This window comes from Mesorhizobium sp. ESP-6-4, assembly GCF_020164735.1.
Classification (GTDB): domain Bacteria; phylum Pseudomonadota; class Alphaproteobacteria; order Rhizobiales; family Rhizobiaceae; genus Mesorhizobium.
Window position 1 is genome coordinate 21,894 of sequence record NZ_JAIUGS010000030.1, and the last position, 16,648, is coordinate 38,541.

Genomic DNA, 16,648 nt, shown 5'->3' on the forward strand with positions numbered 1-16,648 from the left:
ATGGCAATGAAAGACGGCGAGGTCTTCGGCACGACGCAGGCGGGCGAGGCCGTGCGCCGCTTCACCATTCGCGGCGGCGGCATCACGGCCAACATCATCGGGCTCGGCGCCATCATTCAGGACCTCAGGCTGAGCGGCCATGACGCGCCGCTGGTGCTGGGCTACGACCGATTCGAGCCCTACGAGACAGACCGCGCCTTCTTTGGCGCCGTCGTCGGCCGCTTCGCCAACCGCATCGGCGGCGGCCGCTTCACCATCGCCGGCAACCGCTTCCAGACCGAGCAGAATTTTCTCGGCAAGCACACGCTGCATGGCGGCTCGGAAGGCTTTTTCCGCCGGCCATGGGCCGTCTCGCTGCATGGCCGCGATTTCGTAACGCTGACGCTGCACGATCCGGACGGCGCGATGGGCTTTCCCGGCGCGCTCGACGTCACCTGCACGTATCGGCTGAAGATCCCAGGCACGCTCAGCATGGAGCTGACCGCGACTTGCGAGGAGCCGACGCTCTGCAACCTCGCGCAGCATTCCTATTTCAATCTCGACGACGGCGGCGCCGGCGACATCCTCGACCACCGGCTGATGCTCAACGCCGGCGCCTACACGCCGGTCGATGATGAGATGATCCCCACAGGTGTCGTGAAGCCGGTCGACGGCACGCCTTACGATTTCCGGCAGGCTCGGCCGCTGCGCATGGAAATGGAAGGCGAGCAGCTTCGCTATGACCTGAATTACTGCCTGGCCTCCAGCCGCGGGCCGCTGCACCAGGCTGCCTGGGTGCAAGGCGCCAATTCCGGCGTCGAGATGGAAGTCTGGACCACCGAACCGGGACTGCAGCTCTATAGCGGTCAGTTCGTCGCGCCGACATCGCCGGGGCTCGAGGGCCGCCGCTACAAGGCGTTTTCAGGCCTCTGCCTCGAAGCGCAGACATGGCCGGACGCGCCGAACCGGCCTTATTTCCCGCAGGCGACGCTGTGGCCGGGGCAGATCTATCATCAGGTGACGGAATATCGGTTCCGTCTGCCTTAAGGTTTGACGGTATTGAAGTGATGGCCCGGCCTAAGCTTCGATGCTGTTTAACTATCGAATGCAGCTCTCAACGTCTCGAATGGAGCCAACGCGCCGCGAACCTGCACAACCGCGGCAGCGACTTTGTGCGCGCGGCGAGCGGCGGCGGCAGGCGCGTGGCCGGCAAGCCGGGCGGCGAGATAGCCGCCGTTGAAGGAATCGCCGGCCCCCGTGGTATCGACGGGGGCAGCCACATGCACCGCGTCGACAGCTTGTGAAGCGCCGTTCAGCGCAATCAGGGCCGGCTGCTCGCCATTCTTGACCACGACCTCGCCGGTTAGCTTGCCCAGGCGCTTGGCTGTGACCTCCGGGGTCTCATCGCCGAACAGCATCTGCTCGTCCGGAAAAGTCGGCAGCGCAATGTCGGCCACCGCAAGCGCTTCCAGGATCGCGGCCTGCGCCGCTTCGCGGCTCGGCCACAGACGCGGCCGGTAATTCGGGTCGAAGGCGACGAGCGAGCCGGCCTTGCGGGCAGTCGCCACGGCCGAGAGGAGGGTTTGGCGCGCCGCCGCGTCCAGAATTGCCAGGGTGATTCCGGAAAAATAGACAAGCGCCTGATTTTCAAGGCTTTTTGCCAGTGCTGTCGGATCCGAGGCGAGCTGGCGCGCGGCCGCGTCGCTTCGCCAGTAGGTGAAGGCGCGCTCGGCTCCTGTCAGCGTTATGGCGTAAAGGCCGGGGCGCGCGCCGGCAATGACCGGGCTGTTGCCTATGCCGATGCCGTTCTCGGCAAAGAAAGCGATCTGGTCGTGCGAGAAGGGATCGTCGCCGAAGGCCGTCACATAGGTCGCGGGCCGATCCGGGCTCAAGGCGTGCAATGCCCAGAGCGTGTTGAAGGTATCGCCGGCAAAACCCATGCGCCAGTTCGGGCCGGCCTGGCCCGACAGTTCCAGCATGCATTCGCCGATCGATGCGACACCATTGGCCATGCGGGCTTATCCCTTCCTAAGATATTGTTGCTGTAGCTTTTTGCGGCCGGCAGCGCCATGCTTGGCTACCGGCGAATTTTGCGCCAGAAGCGATTTCCCACAGGCAGGGCGGGACGCGACAAGCGGCCCGCGACGTTAGCAGCCGAAGAGGAACGGGCTTGGCATCGATATGGCGTTACATTCTTGCGGGTCTCGGTCTTGCCGTGCTGCTGGTCGGCATCGTGGCCGCAGTCTATCTGACGCTGCCGCAATCGGCGCCCGGACCGGACCTGTCGCGCTCGAAAAAGACGGCGAACGGCCTGTTCGTCGCGAGCTTCGAGCCGGAGCGCGGCGTCGTCCGGCAGGGCGAGCTGCAGTCCTGGCTGCTGACGCTGAAGACCGCCGCCGGCGCGCCGGTGGAGGGAGCGGCCATCACCGTTTCCGGCGGGATGCCGCGGCACGATCACGGCCTGCCGACCAGTCCGCAGGCGACCGACTATTTGGGCCAGGGGCGCTACCGCATCGATGGCGTGAAGTTCACGATGAGCGGCTGGTGGCAGCTGCACTTCGGTATCTCGGCGGCGGCGGGCTCCGATTCCGTCGTCTTCAACATCGTGTTGTGAGCGGGCAATGAGGCGGCCGATCAGCGTTGCGAGCCTGCTGGCTTTAGCCGCTCTCGCCTTGCTGGGCGGCTGCGGCGAGCCGCAGTTCAGCGACGCCGAGAAGAAGACCATCGCGTCGCTGGCGCTGAACACGCTGCCGTCATTGAAACCCGACACCACGAACCAGTATGCGGATGTGCCGGCGGCTGCCGCGCTCGGCTCGACGCTGTTCTTCGATGCCGGCATGAGCCGCGACGGCATGGTGTCCTGCTCGACCTGCCACAAGATCGACCGTCAGTTCCAGGACGACCTGCCGCAGGCGGTCGGCGTCGGCCACACCAACCGCCGCACGATGCCGCTGGCGGGCGTGGCGCGCGATCCATGGTTCTTCTGGGACGGCAGGCGCGACAGCCTGTGGGCGCAGGCGCTGACGCCGCTTGAAAACCCGCTCGAGCAGGCCGGCAACCGGGCCGCCTTCGCGCATTACATCAAGAAGCGGTTCGGCGAGCGCTATGAGCGCATTTTCGGACCGCTGCCGGACCTTTCCAGCGTGCCGGCCAATGCCACCCCACTCGGCAGCGATGCCGAGAAGACGGCGTGGAACGCCATGCCCGCCGGCCAGCAAGACGACGTCAACCGCGTCTTCGCCAATATCGGCAAGGCGATCGCCGCCTTCGAGCGATCGATCGAGCCTGAGCAGACGCGCTTCGACCGCTTCGCCATCGATCTGGCCACGGGAGCCAAGCCGGAAGGGAATGCGGCGTTCTCGCCGGAGGAAGTCCTTGGGCTGAAGCTGTTCATCGGCAAGGCCAATTGCATGACCTGCCACAACGGCCCGCGCTTCACCGACAACTCCTTCCACAACACCGGCGTGCCGCCGGTCGACGGCCTGCCGCCTGACCGCGGGCGCGTCGATGCGGTGGCGCAGGTCGGGGCCGATCCTTTCAACTGTCTCGGCAAGTTCCGCGACGGCGACGAGAGCGCCTGCCGCGAGCTGCGCTTCATGGTTAAGGACGGGCCGCAAATCATGCGCGCCTACAAGACGCCGTCGCTCAGGGGCGCGGCTTACCGGCCGCCCTATATGCATGCCGGGCAGTTCGCGACACTCGATGAGGTGGTGGCGCATTATTCGAAGGCGCCGCCCAGCGTGGAAGGGGTCTCCGAAGTGCACCCGCTCGACCTATCCGAGCGCGAGCGGGCCGCGCTGGTGGCTTTCCTCAAGACCTTGTCCGAGTAGGTTAGCGATCCTTCACCGTCTCCATCGCCACGAAGGTCGACGTCTGGGCGACGTGGGGCAGGGCGGAGATGCGCTCGCCGAGCACCCGGCGGTAGGCGGCGATGTCGGTGGTGCGGACCTTCAGCAGATAATCGAAGCTCGACGCCATCATGTGGCATTGCTCGATCTCCGGCACGCCCTGAACGGCGCGGTTGAAGGCGTCGAGCGCTGCCGAGCGCGTGTCCGACAGCTTCACCTGGACGAAGGCGACATGGCCTTCGCCCATGCGCTCGCGGTCGATGACCGCGCGATAGCCTCTTATGTAGCCGTCCTTCTCCAGCCGCTTCACGCGCGCCTGCACCGGCGTCTTCGATAAGCCCACCTTCAAAGCGAGTTCAGACATCGAAAGCCGACCGTCGCGCCCGAGCGCGGACAGGATGTTGCGATCAATGCGGTCCAATTGGTCTTCGGTCATCAAAATTGCAGTCGAAACGATGGGACTAGTCGCCATATGTTAGATCGATCAGTCTGCCATGTCGATTTCTTTGGACCGACTGGAATCCGCAGCTGTGCTAGCTTGCGCCATTCGGTCCGGCGACCGCCAGACCGTTCGCTCACGCTCGCTTTCATGGACCCCGACATGCCGCTCGACGCCATCCGCCAGCAGATCCGCGCCAATTATTTGCCCGACGAAGACGAGGCGGTGAAGCGCCTATCGGCGGCGGCCGGGCTTTCGGCGGAAGAGCGCAAGGCGATCTCGGCGCGCGCGGCCGATCTGGTGCGTGCGGTGCGCGGATCCACCGATCCACGGCTGATGGAGGTCTTTCTCTCGGCCTACGGCCTGTCGACCAAGGAAGGCGTGGCGCTGATGTGCCTGGCCGAAGCGCTGCTGCGCGTGCCCGATGCCGAGACGATGGACGATCTCATCGCCGACAAGATCGCGCCGCATGACTGGTCGGCGCATTCGGGCGGCTCGAGCTCCATCTTCGTCAACGCCTCGACCTGGGCGCTGATGCTGACCGGCCGAGTGCTCGACGAAGGCGAGGGCGGCATCGAAGGCACGCTGCGCGCCATGGTGCGCAGGCTTGGCGAGCCGGTGATCCGCAAGGCGGTCGCCGCGGCAATGCGCGAGATGGGCGAGCAGTTCGTGCTTGGCCGCACCATCGCCGAGGCCGTCAAGCGCGGCCGGCCGATGACGCAGAAGGGTTATCTCTATTCCTTCGACATGTTGGGCGAGGCGGCCCGCACCGAAGCCGACGCGCTGCGCTACCACCGCGCCTATGCCGACGCGATCTCCTCGCTCGACGCTGGGTCGAACGGTCCCGACATCCGCTACAATCACGGCATTTCGGTCAAGCTCTCGGCGCTGCATCCACGCTACGAGGTGGCGCAGCGCGAGACGATGCTGCCAGTGATGGCCGAGCGGCTTCTGTCGTTGGCGCTTGCCGCCCGGCATTCGCGCATGGGCCTCAACATCGATGCCGAGGAGGCCGACCGGCTTGACCTGTCGCTCGACGTCATCGAACGCGTGCTGGCAGAGCCGGAACTTGCCGGCTGGGACGGTTTCGGCGTCGTTGTCCAGGCCTATGGCCCGCGGGCGGCTTTCGCCATCGACTGGCTCTATGCGCTTGCCAGGAAATACGATCGCAAAATCATGGTGCGGCTGGTGAAGGGCGCCTATTGGGACACCGAGATCAAGCGGGCGCAGACGCTCGGCCTGTCCGGCTATCCGGTCTTCACCCGTAAGGCCAACACCGATGTTTCGTATCTCGCCTGCGCGAAGAAGCTGCTGTCGATGACCGACCGCATCTATCCGCAATTCGCCACACATAACGCGCACACGGTTGCCGCCATCCTATCGATGGCAAAGGACCGCGACAGCTTCGAGTTCCAGCGCCTGCACGGCATGGGCGAGGCGCTGCACGAGACGGTGCGGCAGGCCGAGGGCACGCGCTGTCGCATCTATGCGCCGGTCGGCGCGCATTCGGACCTTCTCGCCTATCTGGTGCGCCGTCTGCTGGAAAACGGCGCCAACTCCTCCTTCGTTCACCAGTTGACCGACGAGGAGGTCGAGCCCGAGGAGATCGCGCGCGATCCGTTCGCGGTGGTCGAGACGCAGGGGCCGGCCGCCAATCCGGCGATCGCGCGCCCGGCCGCGATCTTCGGCGCCGGGCGCCGCAATTCCAAGGGCTTCGACATCACCGATCCGGTGACGCTCGCGGCTATCGAGAAGGCGCGGGCGGCGTTCGCCGGAACGGATCGCTGGCACGCCAAGCCGGTGACGCGCGCCGCGGGCTACGGCCAGCCGCGCCAGATCGTCAATCCTGCCAAGCCCGACGAAATCGTCGGCACTGTACATGAGGCGGCGGTCAAGCAGGTGGCGACCGCCGTGCGCATCGCCGTCGACGCGCAACCCGCCTGGGCGAAGCGTCCGGTTGCCGAGCGCGCCGCGATCCTCAACCGCGCCGCCGACCTCTACGAGGCCAATGCGGTCGAGTTCTTCGCTCTCGCCACCCGCGAGGCCGGCAAATCGCTGGCCGACGGCATCGCCGAAGTGCGCGAGGCGGTCGACTTCCTGCGCTACTACGCGGCCGAGGCGGCCAATGCCGAAGCCGGCACGCAGGCGCGGGGCGCGATCGTCTGCATCTCGCCGTGGAATTTCCCGCTGGCGATCTTCACCGGCCAGATCGCGGCGGCTTTGGTTACCGGCAATTCGGTGATCGCGAAGCCGGCGGAGCAGACGCCGCTGATCGCCTTCCGCGCCGTGGAAATGCTTCGCGAGGCCGGCGTGCCGGAAGACGTCATTCAGCTTTTGCCGGGCGATGGCGCCTCGGTCGGTGCGCCGCTGACGGCCGACCCGCGCATTGCCGGCATCTGCTTCACCGGCTCGACCGAGGTCGCCAAGCTGATCGAGAAGCAACTGGCCGAGACCGCGGCGCCCGATGCGATGCTGATCGCCGAGACCGGCGGATTGAATGCGATGATCGTCGATTCCACCGCGCTGCCGGAACAGGCGGTGCGCGATATCCTCGCCTCCGCCTTCCAGAGCGCCGGCCAGCGCTGCTCGGCGCTGCGCGTGCTCTACGTCCAGAAGGACGTCGAGAAGAAGATGCTGGAAATGCTGAAGGGCGCGATGGAAGCGCTCAATGTCGGCAATCCTTGGGCGATTTCGACCGACGTCGGCCCCGTAATCGATGATGAGGCGCAAGCTTCGATCAGCGACTATTGCAAGAAGAAGGGGCTGGAAGGCAGGCTGATCGCCAAGCTCGAAGCGCCGGCGACCGGCCGTTTCGTGGCGCCGCATGTGTTCCGCGTCAAAGGCATCGAGGAAATGGAGCGGGAGGTGTTCGGCCCGGTGCTGCATGTTGCGACCTTCGATGCCGACGAGATCGACGCGGTGATCGCCGCCATCAACCGCAAGGGCTATGGGCTGACCTTCGGTCTGCACACGCGCATTGAAGGCCGCGTCCAGCATTTCGTCGACGGCATCCATGCCGGCAACATCTATGTCAACCGCAACCAGATCGGCGCCGTCGTCGGCTCGCAGCCTTTCGGCGGCGAGGGGCTTTCGGGCACCGGCCCGAAGGCTGGCGGACCGCATTACCTGCGCCGCTTCCGCAAGGGGCCTGAGGCCGGCACCGAGCTTGGGGAAGGCCACAAGGTGACCGCGACCGAGCTTGCCGACAATCTGCCGGATCCGGCGCTGGGCGGCTGGTCGACGCGGCCGGACCGCGTGGCGATCCTGAGGAAGCATCTGCGCGGCAAGGGCGCGGCGGCGATCGCCGCCGCTGCCAGCCTCGATTTCGGCCAGGTCGACCTGCCCGGGCCGACCGGCGAGGCCAATACGCTGTCGCTGGCACCGCGTGGCCGAGTGCTGTGCCTCGGTCCGGATGCCGAAACGCTGCTTGCCCAGACGATCCAGGCGCTTGCGGCCGGCAATGCGGTGCTGGCCGTGGCGCCGGGCGCGCCGGCGGCGCTGTCGGCGCTGACCGGCAAGGGCCTGCCGCTGGCGGCGATCGACGGCCGGCCCGATCCGGTCGAGGCGCGTTCGCTGCGCGTCGATGTCGTCGCCTTCTCCGGCACGCCGGAGGCGGCGCGCATCGTGCGCAAGGTGATTGCCGAGCGCTCCGGGCCGATCGTCCCGCTGGTCAGCGAGGTGCTCAACCCGGCGGCCTACGCGCATGAACGCGCGGTCTGCGTCGACACCACGGCGGCGGGCGGGAACGCCAGTTTGCTGGCGGCGGCATAGTTCCCCAGCACGGCGATTTTGACCAGTCGGCTATGTCTGCGTAGGCAGTTACATGCCTTGGCGATTGGCCGGAACGCACATCGCCATCGTCATCCACGGGCGGAGCAAGGAGCGAAGCGACGAGCGTAGACCCGAGGATCCATTCCGTTACATATGAGCGTTGCAGCGGTGCAGAATTCTGCTCCGCTGCACCCGTCGATAAGGTCACGGAATGGATCCCAGGGTCTCCGCGACGCCGCTTCGCGGCTGCTTCGCCCTGGGATGACGAGGTTGACCCGCCGACAACTTTGAGAATCCCTGTGTCGAGGAACTAGCTGGCGCGAAACAGTCTCGTTGGCAAAGGCATGTTCAGGCGCCTTCGACGACCGAGAATCCTTCGAACTGCGGGTGGCCCAGATAGTGCACCTTCGAGCCGCCGGCATTGCGATGGGCGGCGCGGAAGTTCTCCGATTTCGTCCAGGCGACGAAATCCTCCTGGCTTGTCCAGACCGTGTGCGAGGCGAACAGCGTGTAGCCCTCGGTCTCATTGACCGGGCCGCGCAGCAGGTGGAATTCCTTAAAACCCTGCATTTCGGAGAGGCTTGAATCGCGGTTCTTCCAGACATTCTCGAATGCTTCTTCCGAGCCGTTCTGGACCTTGAAGCGGTTCATGGCGATGTACATTGGCTTCCTTTCGAAATGGACGAATTCTTAGGATGGGAAGGTTTTAAAAGGGGCCGATCCGCGCCTTGAACACCCAGCTCGATCTCCCGGTCTCGGGCGGAATGGGAGGGAACGGTGCCTGCTTGCGCACCAGAGTCAAAGCGAACTGATCGAGCTCGGCGGACCCTGAACTTTCGGCGAGCTGCAGGTCGCTGACGCTGCCGTCGGCCGCGACGACGAAAACCACCCTGGCATTGTTGCGAGCCTTGGCCTGGATCGATTTGGAAACGCGACGGTTGGCGCGGGCAAGCTTCTTCTGGATTTCACCGCTGTAGCGGGATTCCAGGGCATTGCCGGCGGCCTGTTTCTTGCCCTTGCTGGCGACGACCGGCGCGTCGCGCGTATCGCCATCCGCCGTGCCTCGCGGTTCAACGGTTTCGCTTGGCCCCGCCGGCGCGGCTGATGCGCTCGATGTCGCGCTCGGGACCGGCGATTGCTCGGGCTCGGCAGGAGGCGCTTGTGGGCTTTGCGGCTCGATCGCAGGCGTCGGCTTGCTGTCCGTGGGGACGCTCTGATCATCCTGGCGCGGTGTGGCGGCCGCCAGGATATCCGAGGCCGGCTCGTTGACGGCTTCCGGCGGAGGCTGGCGCGCCACTTGCTCACTTGCCGGCTGCGTCGCCTCGGCCGGCGGAGCGGGTTTCGCGGCCTGGCGCTTCACCGGCTGCGGATCCGGGACCAGGGTAACATCCACCGCGCCGGACGCCTGGTCGTCCAAGGCGCTGCCGATGACGTTGGCGCCGGACTGGTCGGCGCCCTCGGCCCTGATCGCGTCCCCGGAAACGAATGTCCCCGCGGGTGCGATCAGAAACGCTGCCGCGGCGGCGCCATGGAGCAGGCCGGAGGCGATGATCGCCACTGCCCACCTGCGGTCTCCCGCGGATTGCCGCGTCTGCATGAGCGGCGCGTCCGGCTTGATCGCCGGTTCATTGCCTGCATCGGAAGGGTGATTGATGTCCTGCATGTCTCGCGCCGAGACCTGCCGCACGCGAGAAGGAATTGTCAAATCAAGATCGGTTGCCGCCCATGGCGCTGGACCGGAGGCAGGCCACGCCACGGCGCCATGCGGAATGGCCGGATGCAATTCCATCCCTATACGCCGAAAGCGCCTCGGGCCGGAGTCGGCGCAGACTGGGCCCACGCCGGCGCCAGGCCGAGCGACATCGCCAGCGCCGAGGTCAGCAGGCCAAACGATGCCGTCAAGCTATTCATTCCTCAGCCTCCAAAGCGCATGGTTGCCGCCAGCTTCAGGGTGACGCCGGGCTCGTAGAGGACGGCGGTGGTGCCTCCGTTGAGCGGATTGGTGTATTTGACGTCGAAGAGATTGTCGGCGCGGAAGTCGAGCTTGAGACTATCCGTCGCCTGGTAGCTGGCGAAGGCGTTGACCAGCGTAAAATCCTTGGCAACCGGATTGCCCTTGGGCTTGCCGTTGTACTGGACCTCGCCGCCGACGGTCAGCTTGTCCTGGAGGAAGCGCAGGCCGAGCTGGGCCGTCACCTGCGAGGAGGGGATGGTGGCGAGGTCGGCGCGCTCGCCTTCATACGAGATGGTGTGGCCGTTGACGATGGAGGCCGACAGGCCGGCATAGCCCCAGCCGGCGTCGTAGACGCTTTCCAGCTCGAAGCCGTCGATCTTGGCCTTGGCGAAGTTCTGGTACTGGAAGCAGATCGGAATGCCCGGGCCGAACGGGCAGCCGCTGGTCGGATCGAAGGGCGAGAGCGTCACGCCGTCGATGTAATCGTCGACGTTGTTGTGGAAGTAGGCTGCCTTGAGCCGCAGCGCGTCGCCGCCCTCGATGATGTCGTTCTGCTGGTAGTTGACGCCGAACTCGACGGTCTTGCCTGTCTCCGGCTTCAGGTTCGGGTTGGGCAGGAACGGGAAGCTGACCCCGGCCGGATGGTTGCCGCTGATCAGCGTCTCGGTCAGCGAGGGCGAGCGATAGCCTTCGGCGTAGGTGCCGTAGAACTGCAGACCGGCCAGACCGGCGCTTTCGAAGGGCGAGACGCCGACCGTGATGCGCGGCGATACCCGGTCGCCGGAGGTCTCATTCGTGTCGTCCTTCAGGCTGTAATGGTCGTAGCGCAGGCCGCCAATGACCTCGAGCCACTCCCAAGTCAGCTTGTCCTGTATGTAGGCGCCGGAGACGTTGCGCTTGCCCGACGGCGTGTAGAAGGAGTCGCCGCCGGCCGTGCCGTCGGTATCGACGTCGTCGCCGACCCAGTCACCGCCATAGATCAGTTCGTGGGCGACGCTCGCCGTCTCGAAGCGCGACGTGTTCCAGATGTCGATGCCGGTCGTGCCGACATCGAAGGTCGACAGCGAGCCGGCGGGCAGCAGCACGGGCAGGCCGGTGACCGGATCGAAGCGGTTCTGCGCAGTAAGCGTCGTCAGGTCGAGATTGGTTCTGTTGTAGGAGGCGTTGATGTGGAGGTCGAGCCAGCTCCTGGCATCGTCGGTGATGTTGTAGCGAACTGTGAAAGTGTTCGACTTGAGGTCGACGTCATTCGCCGGGACGCCGCCGCTGGTCTCGGTCCAGCCGTCCTTGGAGCCGACCCAGCCGAGCTTCAATTCGCTGTTCTCGGTCGGGCGTATGGTGGTTTTGAGCAGGCCGCTCAGCACATTGAAACCGGTGCCGGCAACGGTGTCGCCGCCGCCGTTCTTATAGTCGCCGTAGTCGCGGTAGACGATGTTGCCGAGAACATCCCAGTTCTCGTTGATCTTGTAGGCGCCGGTGGCGCTGGTGGTCCAGCCCTTGCCGTTGCTGTCATAGCGCCCGGTCAGTGATCCGGCCCAGGTCTCTTCCGGCTTGAGGAAATCCGCCGCGTCCTTGGTGTCGAAGAATACGACGCCACCGATGGCGCCGGAGCCATAGGTGTTGGCGGTCGGGCCGCGGATGACGTCGACGGATTTGATCAGCTCGGGATCGACATAGAAGGTCGACTGCGTGCCATGGTCCGAGCGCTGGAAATCCTGCCTTGCGCCGTCGACGATCACCGCGACACGGCCGAAATCCTGCAACCCGCGGATGTTGATGCTGGAACTGACGCGGCGCGCGTCGGCCTGCACGGTGACACCGGGTACGCCGAGCAGTATCTCGTTCGGCGTCGTCGCCATGCGGCGGTCGAGCTGCTCCTGGTCGACATGGCTGGCCGACGCCAGCGACTGGATCGCCGTTTCGCCGGTGCGGCTGATGACGAGGATCTTGTCGAGCAGGGTTCCTTCGGCCGCGGCCTTCTCGTCAGCCTTCTTTTTCTGATCGGCCTGCTGCTGGTTGGCCGGCTGCGCGGCTTGCTGCGCTTGCGCGGCGGGCGCGCTGAGCGCGATCGCCGCCGCTCCGGCCATCAATGCGGCGATTGTCTTTGCAATCGATCGAAAGCCCGGCGCCGCACTGTTGCCTGCAAGGCCCGTCTGTCCCCAAGTCGCCAACCCCATTGCCCCAACTCCAGATTTCAGGCTCGCAGCTGGCTGGCCGGTGGCTCGCTCGCATTTTTGATCACATCCGGCGTCTTAAATCTTGACTCATTTACTCCGGTAATGCACGACTAGTAAACATGATTATTATAGTCAAGAATTGAATCGGCATTTTATGAGGCTGCGGCCAAGGTGGCCGTCAGAGGAAAGGACCGACCCGATGAACACGCACAATCCCAACGATTTCCGCTATCGCGTCCGCCGCCCGGAAGACACGCAGATGCATTACGAAAGGGTACCGTTGGCGGTGAGGACGCTCTCCAGCAACACGCTGTTCCAGGGCGAGCACGAGATCGGCATCGAGCATCACGGCGCGCTCTACCGCCTGAAGATCACCCGCCAGGGCAAGCTGATCCTCAACAAGTGATCGGAACGGGCGGGCGAGCAGACATCAGACAATACGGGTGGACGAAATGGACCAGCGCGTTAAGCCGTCGCCGGAGGAAATCCGGCGGGCGCGAGAAGAAAATCCGAAAATGCGGGAGCGCGATCTCTCGGCGCAATTGGGCATTTCGGAAGCGGAACTGGTTGCAGCGCATTGCGGCTTCGGCACTGTCCGTGTCGAGCCGCGTGTCAACGATCTGCTGACCGGGCTCGAGGCGGTCGGCGAGGTGATGGCGCTGACCCGGAACGAAAGCGCTGTGCACGAGAAGATCGGCGTCTACGACAAGGTCGTCACCGGCAACCACAACGCCATGGTGCTTGGCGAGAACATCGACCTGCGCATCTTCCCGAAGGCCTGGGCGCATGGCTTTGCCGTCGAAAAGCGCGACGGCGGCGAGATCCGACGCAGCCTGCAGTTCTTCGACGCGGCGGGCGAGGCAGTGCACAAGGTGCATCTGAAGCCCGCATCCAATCTCTACGCTTACCAGAAATTGGTGGCGAGCCTCGAATCGTCGAACCAGGAACCGACCCTCGCGATCCTCCCACGGGCCGCGGAAGGAGAGGATGAAGGGCACGGCGCGGCTGCCTCGATCGGCGATCTGCGCGACCGCTGGAGCCGGCTTACCGACGTGCATCAGTTCTTCGGCATGCTGAAGACGCTGAAGCTCAGCCGCCGCGAGGCCGTGCGCATGGTGGGCCAGGACTATGCTTGGCTGCTCGACAATGATGCGGTCATCTCCATGTTCCACCACGCTGCGGCAGGCGAGATGCCGATCATGTGCTTCGTCGGCAACCGCGGCTGCATCCAGATCCATTCCGGCCCGATCAAGTCGGTCAAGCCGATGGGTCCGTGGCTCAACGTGCTCGACGAGACTTTCCATCTGCATCTGAGGACCGACCACATCCGCGAAGTCTGGGCGGTGCGCAAACCCACCAAGGACGGCCATGTCACCTCGCTGGAGGCCTATGACGCCAATGGCGGCATGATCATCCAGTTCTTCGGCAAGCGCCATGAAGGCGAAGGCGAGCGGGAAGACTGGCGTTTTCTCGCCGAGAACCTGCCCCGCATTCCCAATCCGACCGCTGCATGAGGTAGCACCCAATGCGCTTTGCTCTCAGTTTCCGCGCAGCGCTCGCGCCGATGCTCGGCGTCCTGCTTGCCGTCGCCCTCGTGCCGGCCAAGGCGGACGAAGGCATGACAGTCTTTTCGGATAGCTCGCGGATCGTCTCCATAGGCGGCTCGATCACCGAGATCGTCTATGCGCTCGGCGAGGAAGGCCGCCTCGTCGCCCGCGACTCGACCAGCAGCTATCCCGAGGCGGCGGCGAAGCTGCCGGATGTCGGCTATATGCGCGCGCTGTCGCCCGAGGGTGTCCTGTCTGTCAATCCGACCGGGATCCTGGCGCTGCAGGGCAGCGGCCCGAAAGAAGCGGTCGACGTGCTGAAGAAGTCGAGCGTGCCTTTCGTCGAGGTGCCGGACCACTACAATCATGAGGGCATTCTCGAAAAGATCCGCGTCGTGGGAAAAGCGCTAGGGGTCGAGGCCAAGGCGGAGAAGCTCGCCGCCGAGACGGACGCGAAGCTGACGGCGGCCGAAAAGCAGACGGCTGCGATCAAAGATCGCAAGCGCGTGCTGTTCGTGCTGTCGACGCAGGGCGGCAAGATCCTTGCCGCCGGCAGCGACACGGCGGCCGACGGCATCGTCAAGCTGGCCGGCGCGGTCAATGCGGTCGAGGGTTTTTCCGGCTACAAGTCGATGACCGACGAGGCGATCGTCAGCGCCAGGCCGGACGTCATCCTGACGATGAAGGGCGGGGGACCGCCGATCTCGGAAGAGGAGCTGTTTGCCAACCCGGCCGTCGCGTCGACGCCGGCAGGCACGAACCGCAAGATGATCAGCATGGCGGGCGGTTACCTGCTCGGCTTCGGGCCGCGCACCGCCGAAGCCATCCATGATCTTGCCGTTTCGCTTTATGGCAAGCAGGTCGCGGACTGAGTGGCGATGGCCGAACAGTCCATTGCCGGGGCGGGTAGGGTGATGGCGGTCGATGGCGACCGCTCGGCCCGGGCAAGGCTTGTCATCCTGCTCTTGTGTGTGACGCTCGCTCTCTGCCTGTTCCTGTCCCTGACGTCGGGCGCTTCCGACGCCTCCGCGGTCCGCGTCATCCGCGATTGGTTTACGGGCACCATGCCTGCCGACGCGGCGTTGGCCGCGCGCGACCAGTTGATCATCTATGATATCCGCATGCCGCGCGTGCTGCTCGGCGTGCTGATCGGCGCGGCGCTCGCCGTCTGCGGCGCGGTGATGCAGGGGCTGTTCCGCAACCCGCTTGCCGATCCCGGCCTTATCGGCGTCTCCGCCGGCTCCAGTCTCGGTGCGGTGGCGATCATCGTGGTCGGCACGACATGGCTTGCGCCCGTCACGCTTGCGCTGGGCACGCTCGCTTTGCCGCTCGCGGCATTCTTCGGCGGGCTCGCGGTGACATTGCTGCTTTACGCCATCGCCACGCGCCAGGGACGGACGTCGGTCGCGACGATGCTGCTTGCCGGCATCGCCATCAGCGCTCTTGCCATGGCGCTGACGGGCATCCTCATCTTCATGGCCGACGACCGGCAGCTGCGCGACCTGACGTTCTGGCAGCTCGGCTCGCTTGCCGGCGCGACATGGCCGAAGATCGGCACCGTGGGGCCGGTGATCGTGCTGGCGCTATCGGCAATGCCGTTCCTGTCGCGCGGCCTCAACGCGCTGGCGCTGGGCGAAGCGACCGCGGGCCATCTCGGCATTGCGGTGCAGCGGCTGAAATACACGGCCATCGTCGGCGTGTCGGCGGCGGTCGGCGCTTCGGTCGCGGTCAGCGGCGGCATCGGTTTCATCGGCATCGTCGTGCCACATGTGCTGCGGCTCGCGATCGGGCCGGACAACCGCTATTTGCTGCCGGCCTCGGCCCTGCTCGGCGCATCGCTGCTTCTCATCGCCGACGCGGTCGCCCGCAGCATCGTCGCGCCGGCCGAACTGCCGATCGGCATCGTCACCGCGGTCGCCGGCGCGCCGTTCTTCCTGTGGATCCTGTTGCGCAAGCGCGGCATCGTTGATCTGTGAGTTCGCCATGATCGAAGCGCGCGACATTTCGGTGGCGATCGGCGGCAAGCGCATCGTGTCCCATGTTGACTTCGCGGCGAGGCCCGGCGAGGTGACGGCCATCGTCGGACCAAACGGATCCGGCAAGACGACTTTGCTCAAGGCACTGACCGGCGAGCTCGCCTATGCCGGCACCGTCACGCTCAACGGCCGCGACCTGTCAGCGATGAAGCCGGTCGAGGCAGCCACGTTGCGCGCGGTGCTGCCGCAGGCCACGACGCTGTCCTTCCCGTTCACCGTGCGCGAGATCGTTCGCCTCGGCCTGATCGGCGGACGCTCCGGCGTGCTGCCCGGCGAGGATGCCCGTTTGCCCGAACGGGCGCTGGCACGTGTCGATCTCGACGGTTTTGCCGGCCGTTTCTACCAGGAGCTTTCCGGCGGCGAGCAGCAGCGCGTGCAGCTTGCCCGCGTGCTGTGTCAGGTGTGGGCGCCGGTGCTCGAAGGGTGGTCGCGTTATCTCTTCCTCGACGAGCCGGTCTCCAGCCTCGACATCAAGCACCAGCTCATCATCATGAACATTGCGCGCGATTTCGCCCGGCGCGGCGGCGGCGTGGTAGCGATCCTGCACGACCTCAATCTGACGGCCATGTATGCCGACCGAATTTTTGTGCTGCATGGCGGCCAGCTGGCGGCCGCGGGGTCGCCGGCGGACGTGCTGAACGACGAGATGATCGAAAAGGTGTTTGACTGCAGGCTGAAGGTTGGTGCTCTGCCCGCCGGCAGCGTGCCGTTCGTGCTGCCGCAGTCGGCGGCTTAGGCTTGGCGGCGAGAGGGGCGCCATCGCTCATGACTTCGTCATTCTAGGGCGGAGCAAGGAGCGCAGCGACGCGCGCAGACCCTAGAATCCTGTGTGTTGGTTCTGGTGTATGGTTGAAGTGGGAAGGAGACCGAATGAATCCTGGTCGTCCTTTCGGACAG

At 65.4% G+C, this 16,648-nt stretch carries 14 protein-coding genes; 9 read left to right on the forward strand and 5 right to left on the reverse strand.

The window, feature by feature from the left end:
* On the forward strand, positions 1 to 1,026 hold the full coding sequence (locus LB523_RS28375) for an aldose epimerase family protein (protein ID WP_224609321.1): 1,026 nt from the start codon (positions 1 to 3) through the stop codon (positions 1,024 to 1,026).
* A 47-nt stretch (positions 1,027 to 1,073) separates the two neighbouring features.
* Here the strand turns inward: LB523_RS28375 and LB523_RS28380 are convergent, their stop codons facing one another.
* A complete protein-coding gene (locus LB523_RS28380; protein WP_224609324.1) occupies positions 1,074 to 1,991 on the reverse strand; it encodes a sugar kinase in 918 nt (305 codons plus the stop codon).
* Between the two features lie 158 nt (positions 1,992 to 2,149).
* On the opposite strand from LB523_RS28380, the gene LB523_RS28385 reads away from it, so the two are divergent.
* Together LB523_RS28385 and LB523_RS28390 are read left to right on the forward strand one after the other, a co-directional pair.
* Positions 2,150 to 2,593 carry a FixH family protein gene (locus tag LB523_RS28385; RefSeq protein ID WP_224609327.1) on the forward strand — a complete coding sequence of 148 codons (444 nt, stop codon included), beginning with the start codon at positions 2,150 to 2,152 and terminating at the stop codon, positions 2,591 to 2,593.
* A 7-nt stretch (positions 2,594 to 2,600) separates the two neighbouring features.
* The gene (locus LB523_RS28390) at positions 2,601 to 3,809 is read left to right on the forward strand and encodes a cytochrome-c peroxidase (protein ID WP_224609329.1); all 1,209 of its coding nucleotides are present in this window, start codon (positions 2,601 to 2,603) and stop codon (positions 3,807 to 3,809) included.
* A gap of 1 nt (position 3,810) precedes the next feature.
* On the opposite strand, the gene LB523_RS28395 is transcribed toward LB523_RS28390, so the two are convergent.
* Positions 3,811 to 4,263: an Lrp/AsnC family transcriptional regulator gene (locus LB523_RS28395; RefSeq protein ID WP_040981793.1), complete on the reverse strand. Its 453-nt coding sequence runs from the start codon at positions 4,261 to 4,263 to the stop codon at positions 3,811 to 3,813.
* A 165-nt stretch (positions 4,264 to 4,428) separates the two neighbouring features.
* On the opposite strand from LB523_RS28395, the gene putA reads away from it, so the two are divergent.
* The gene (gene putA, locus LB523_RS28400; RefSeq protein ID WP_224609331.1) at positions 4,429 to 8,037 is read left to right on the forward strand and encodes a bifunctional proline dehydrogenase/L-glutamate gamma-semialdehyde dehydrogenase PutA; all 3,609 of its coding nucleotides are present in this window, start codon (positions 4,429 to 4,431) and stop codon (positions 8,035 to 8,037) included.
* Between the two features lie 348 nt (positions 8,038 to 8,385).
* Here putA and LB523_RS28405 read toward each other — a convergent pair whose 3' ends face one another.
* From LB523_RS28405 to LB523_RS28415, 3 genes are all read right to left on the reverse strand, one after another.
* Entirely contained in the window at positions 8,386 to 8,700 is a 315-nt protein-coding gene (locus LB523_RS28405) for an antibiotic biosynthesis monooxygenase family protein (RefSeq protein ID WP_224601780.1), read from the reverse strand.
* A gap of 43 nt (positions 8,701 to 8,743) precedes the next feature.
* Positions 8,744 to 9,700 carry an energy transducer TonB gene (locus LB523_RS28410; RefSeq protein ID WP_224609334.1) on the reverse strand — a complete coding sequence of 319 codons (957 nt, stop codon included), beginning with the start codon at positions 9,698 to 9,700 and terminating at the stop codon, positions 8,744 to 8,746.
* Positions 9,701 to 9,951: 251 nt separating this feature from the next.
* A complete protein-coding gene (locus tag LB523_RS28415; protein ID WP_224609337.1) occupies positions 9,952 to 12,168 on the reverse strand; it encodes a TonB-dependent hemoglobin/transferrin/lactoferrin family receptor in 2,217 nt (738 codons plus the stop codon).
* Between the two features lie 199 nt (positions 12,169 to 12,367).
* Between LB523_RS28415 and hemP the strand changes: the two genes are divergently transcribed.
* The 5 genes from hemP to LB523_RS28440 are packed head-to-tail and all read left to right on the forward strand — an operon-like array spanning position 12,368 to position 16,487.
* Positions 12,368 to 12,574: a hemin uptake protein HemP gene (gene hemP / locus LB523_RS28420; protein ID WP_095765558.1), complete on the forward strand. Its 207-nt coding sequence runs from the start codon at positions 12,368 to 12,370 to the stop codon at positions 12,572 to 12,574.
* Between the two features lie 46 nt (positions 12,575 to 12,620).
* On the forward strand, positions 12,621 to 13,682 hold the full coding sequence (locus LB523_RS28425; RefSeq protein WP_224609340.1) for a hemin-degrading factor: 1,062 nt from the start codon (positions 12,621 to 12,623) through the stop codon (positions 13,680 to 13,682).
* Positions 13,683 to 13,693: 11 nt separating this feature from the next.
* On the forward strand, positions 13,694 to 14,587 hold the full coding sequence (locus LB523_RS28430; protein WP_224609344.1) for a hemin ABC transporter substrate-binding protein: 894 nt from the start codon (positions 13,694 to 13,696) through the stop codon (positions 14,585 to 14,587).
* Positions 14,588 to 14,593: 6 nt separating this feature from the next.
* On the forward strand, positions 14,594 to 15,691 hold the full coding sequence (locus LB523_RS28435) for a FecCD family ABC transporter permease (RefSeq protein WP_224609347.1): 1,098 nt from the start codon (positions 14,594 to 14,596) through the stop codon (positions 15,689 to 15,691).
* Positions 15,692 to 15,698: 7 nt separating this feature from the next.
* Positions 15,699 to 16,487, forward strand: a complete 789-nt coding sequence (locus LB523_RS28440; protein WP_224609350.1) for a heme ABC transporter ATP-binding protein — start codon at positions 15,699 to 15,701, stop codon at positions 16,485 to 16,487.
* Positions 16,488 to 16,648 lie beyond the last annotated feature (161 nt).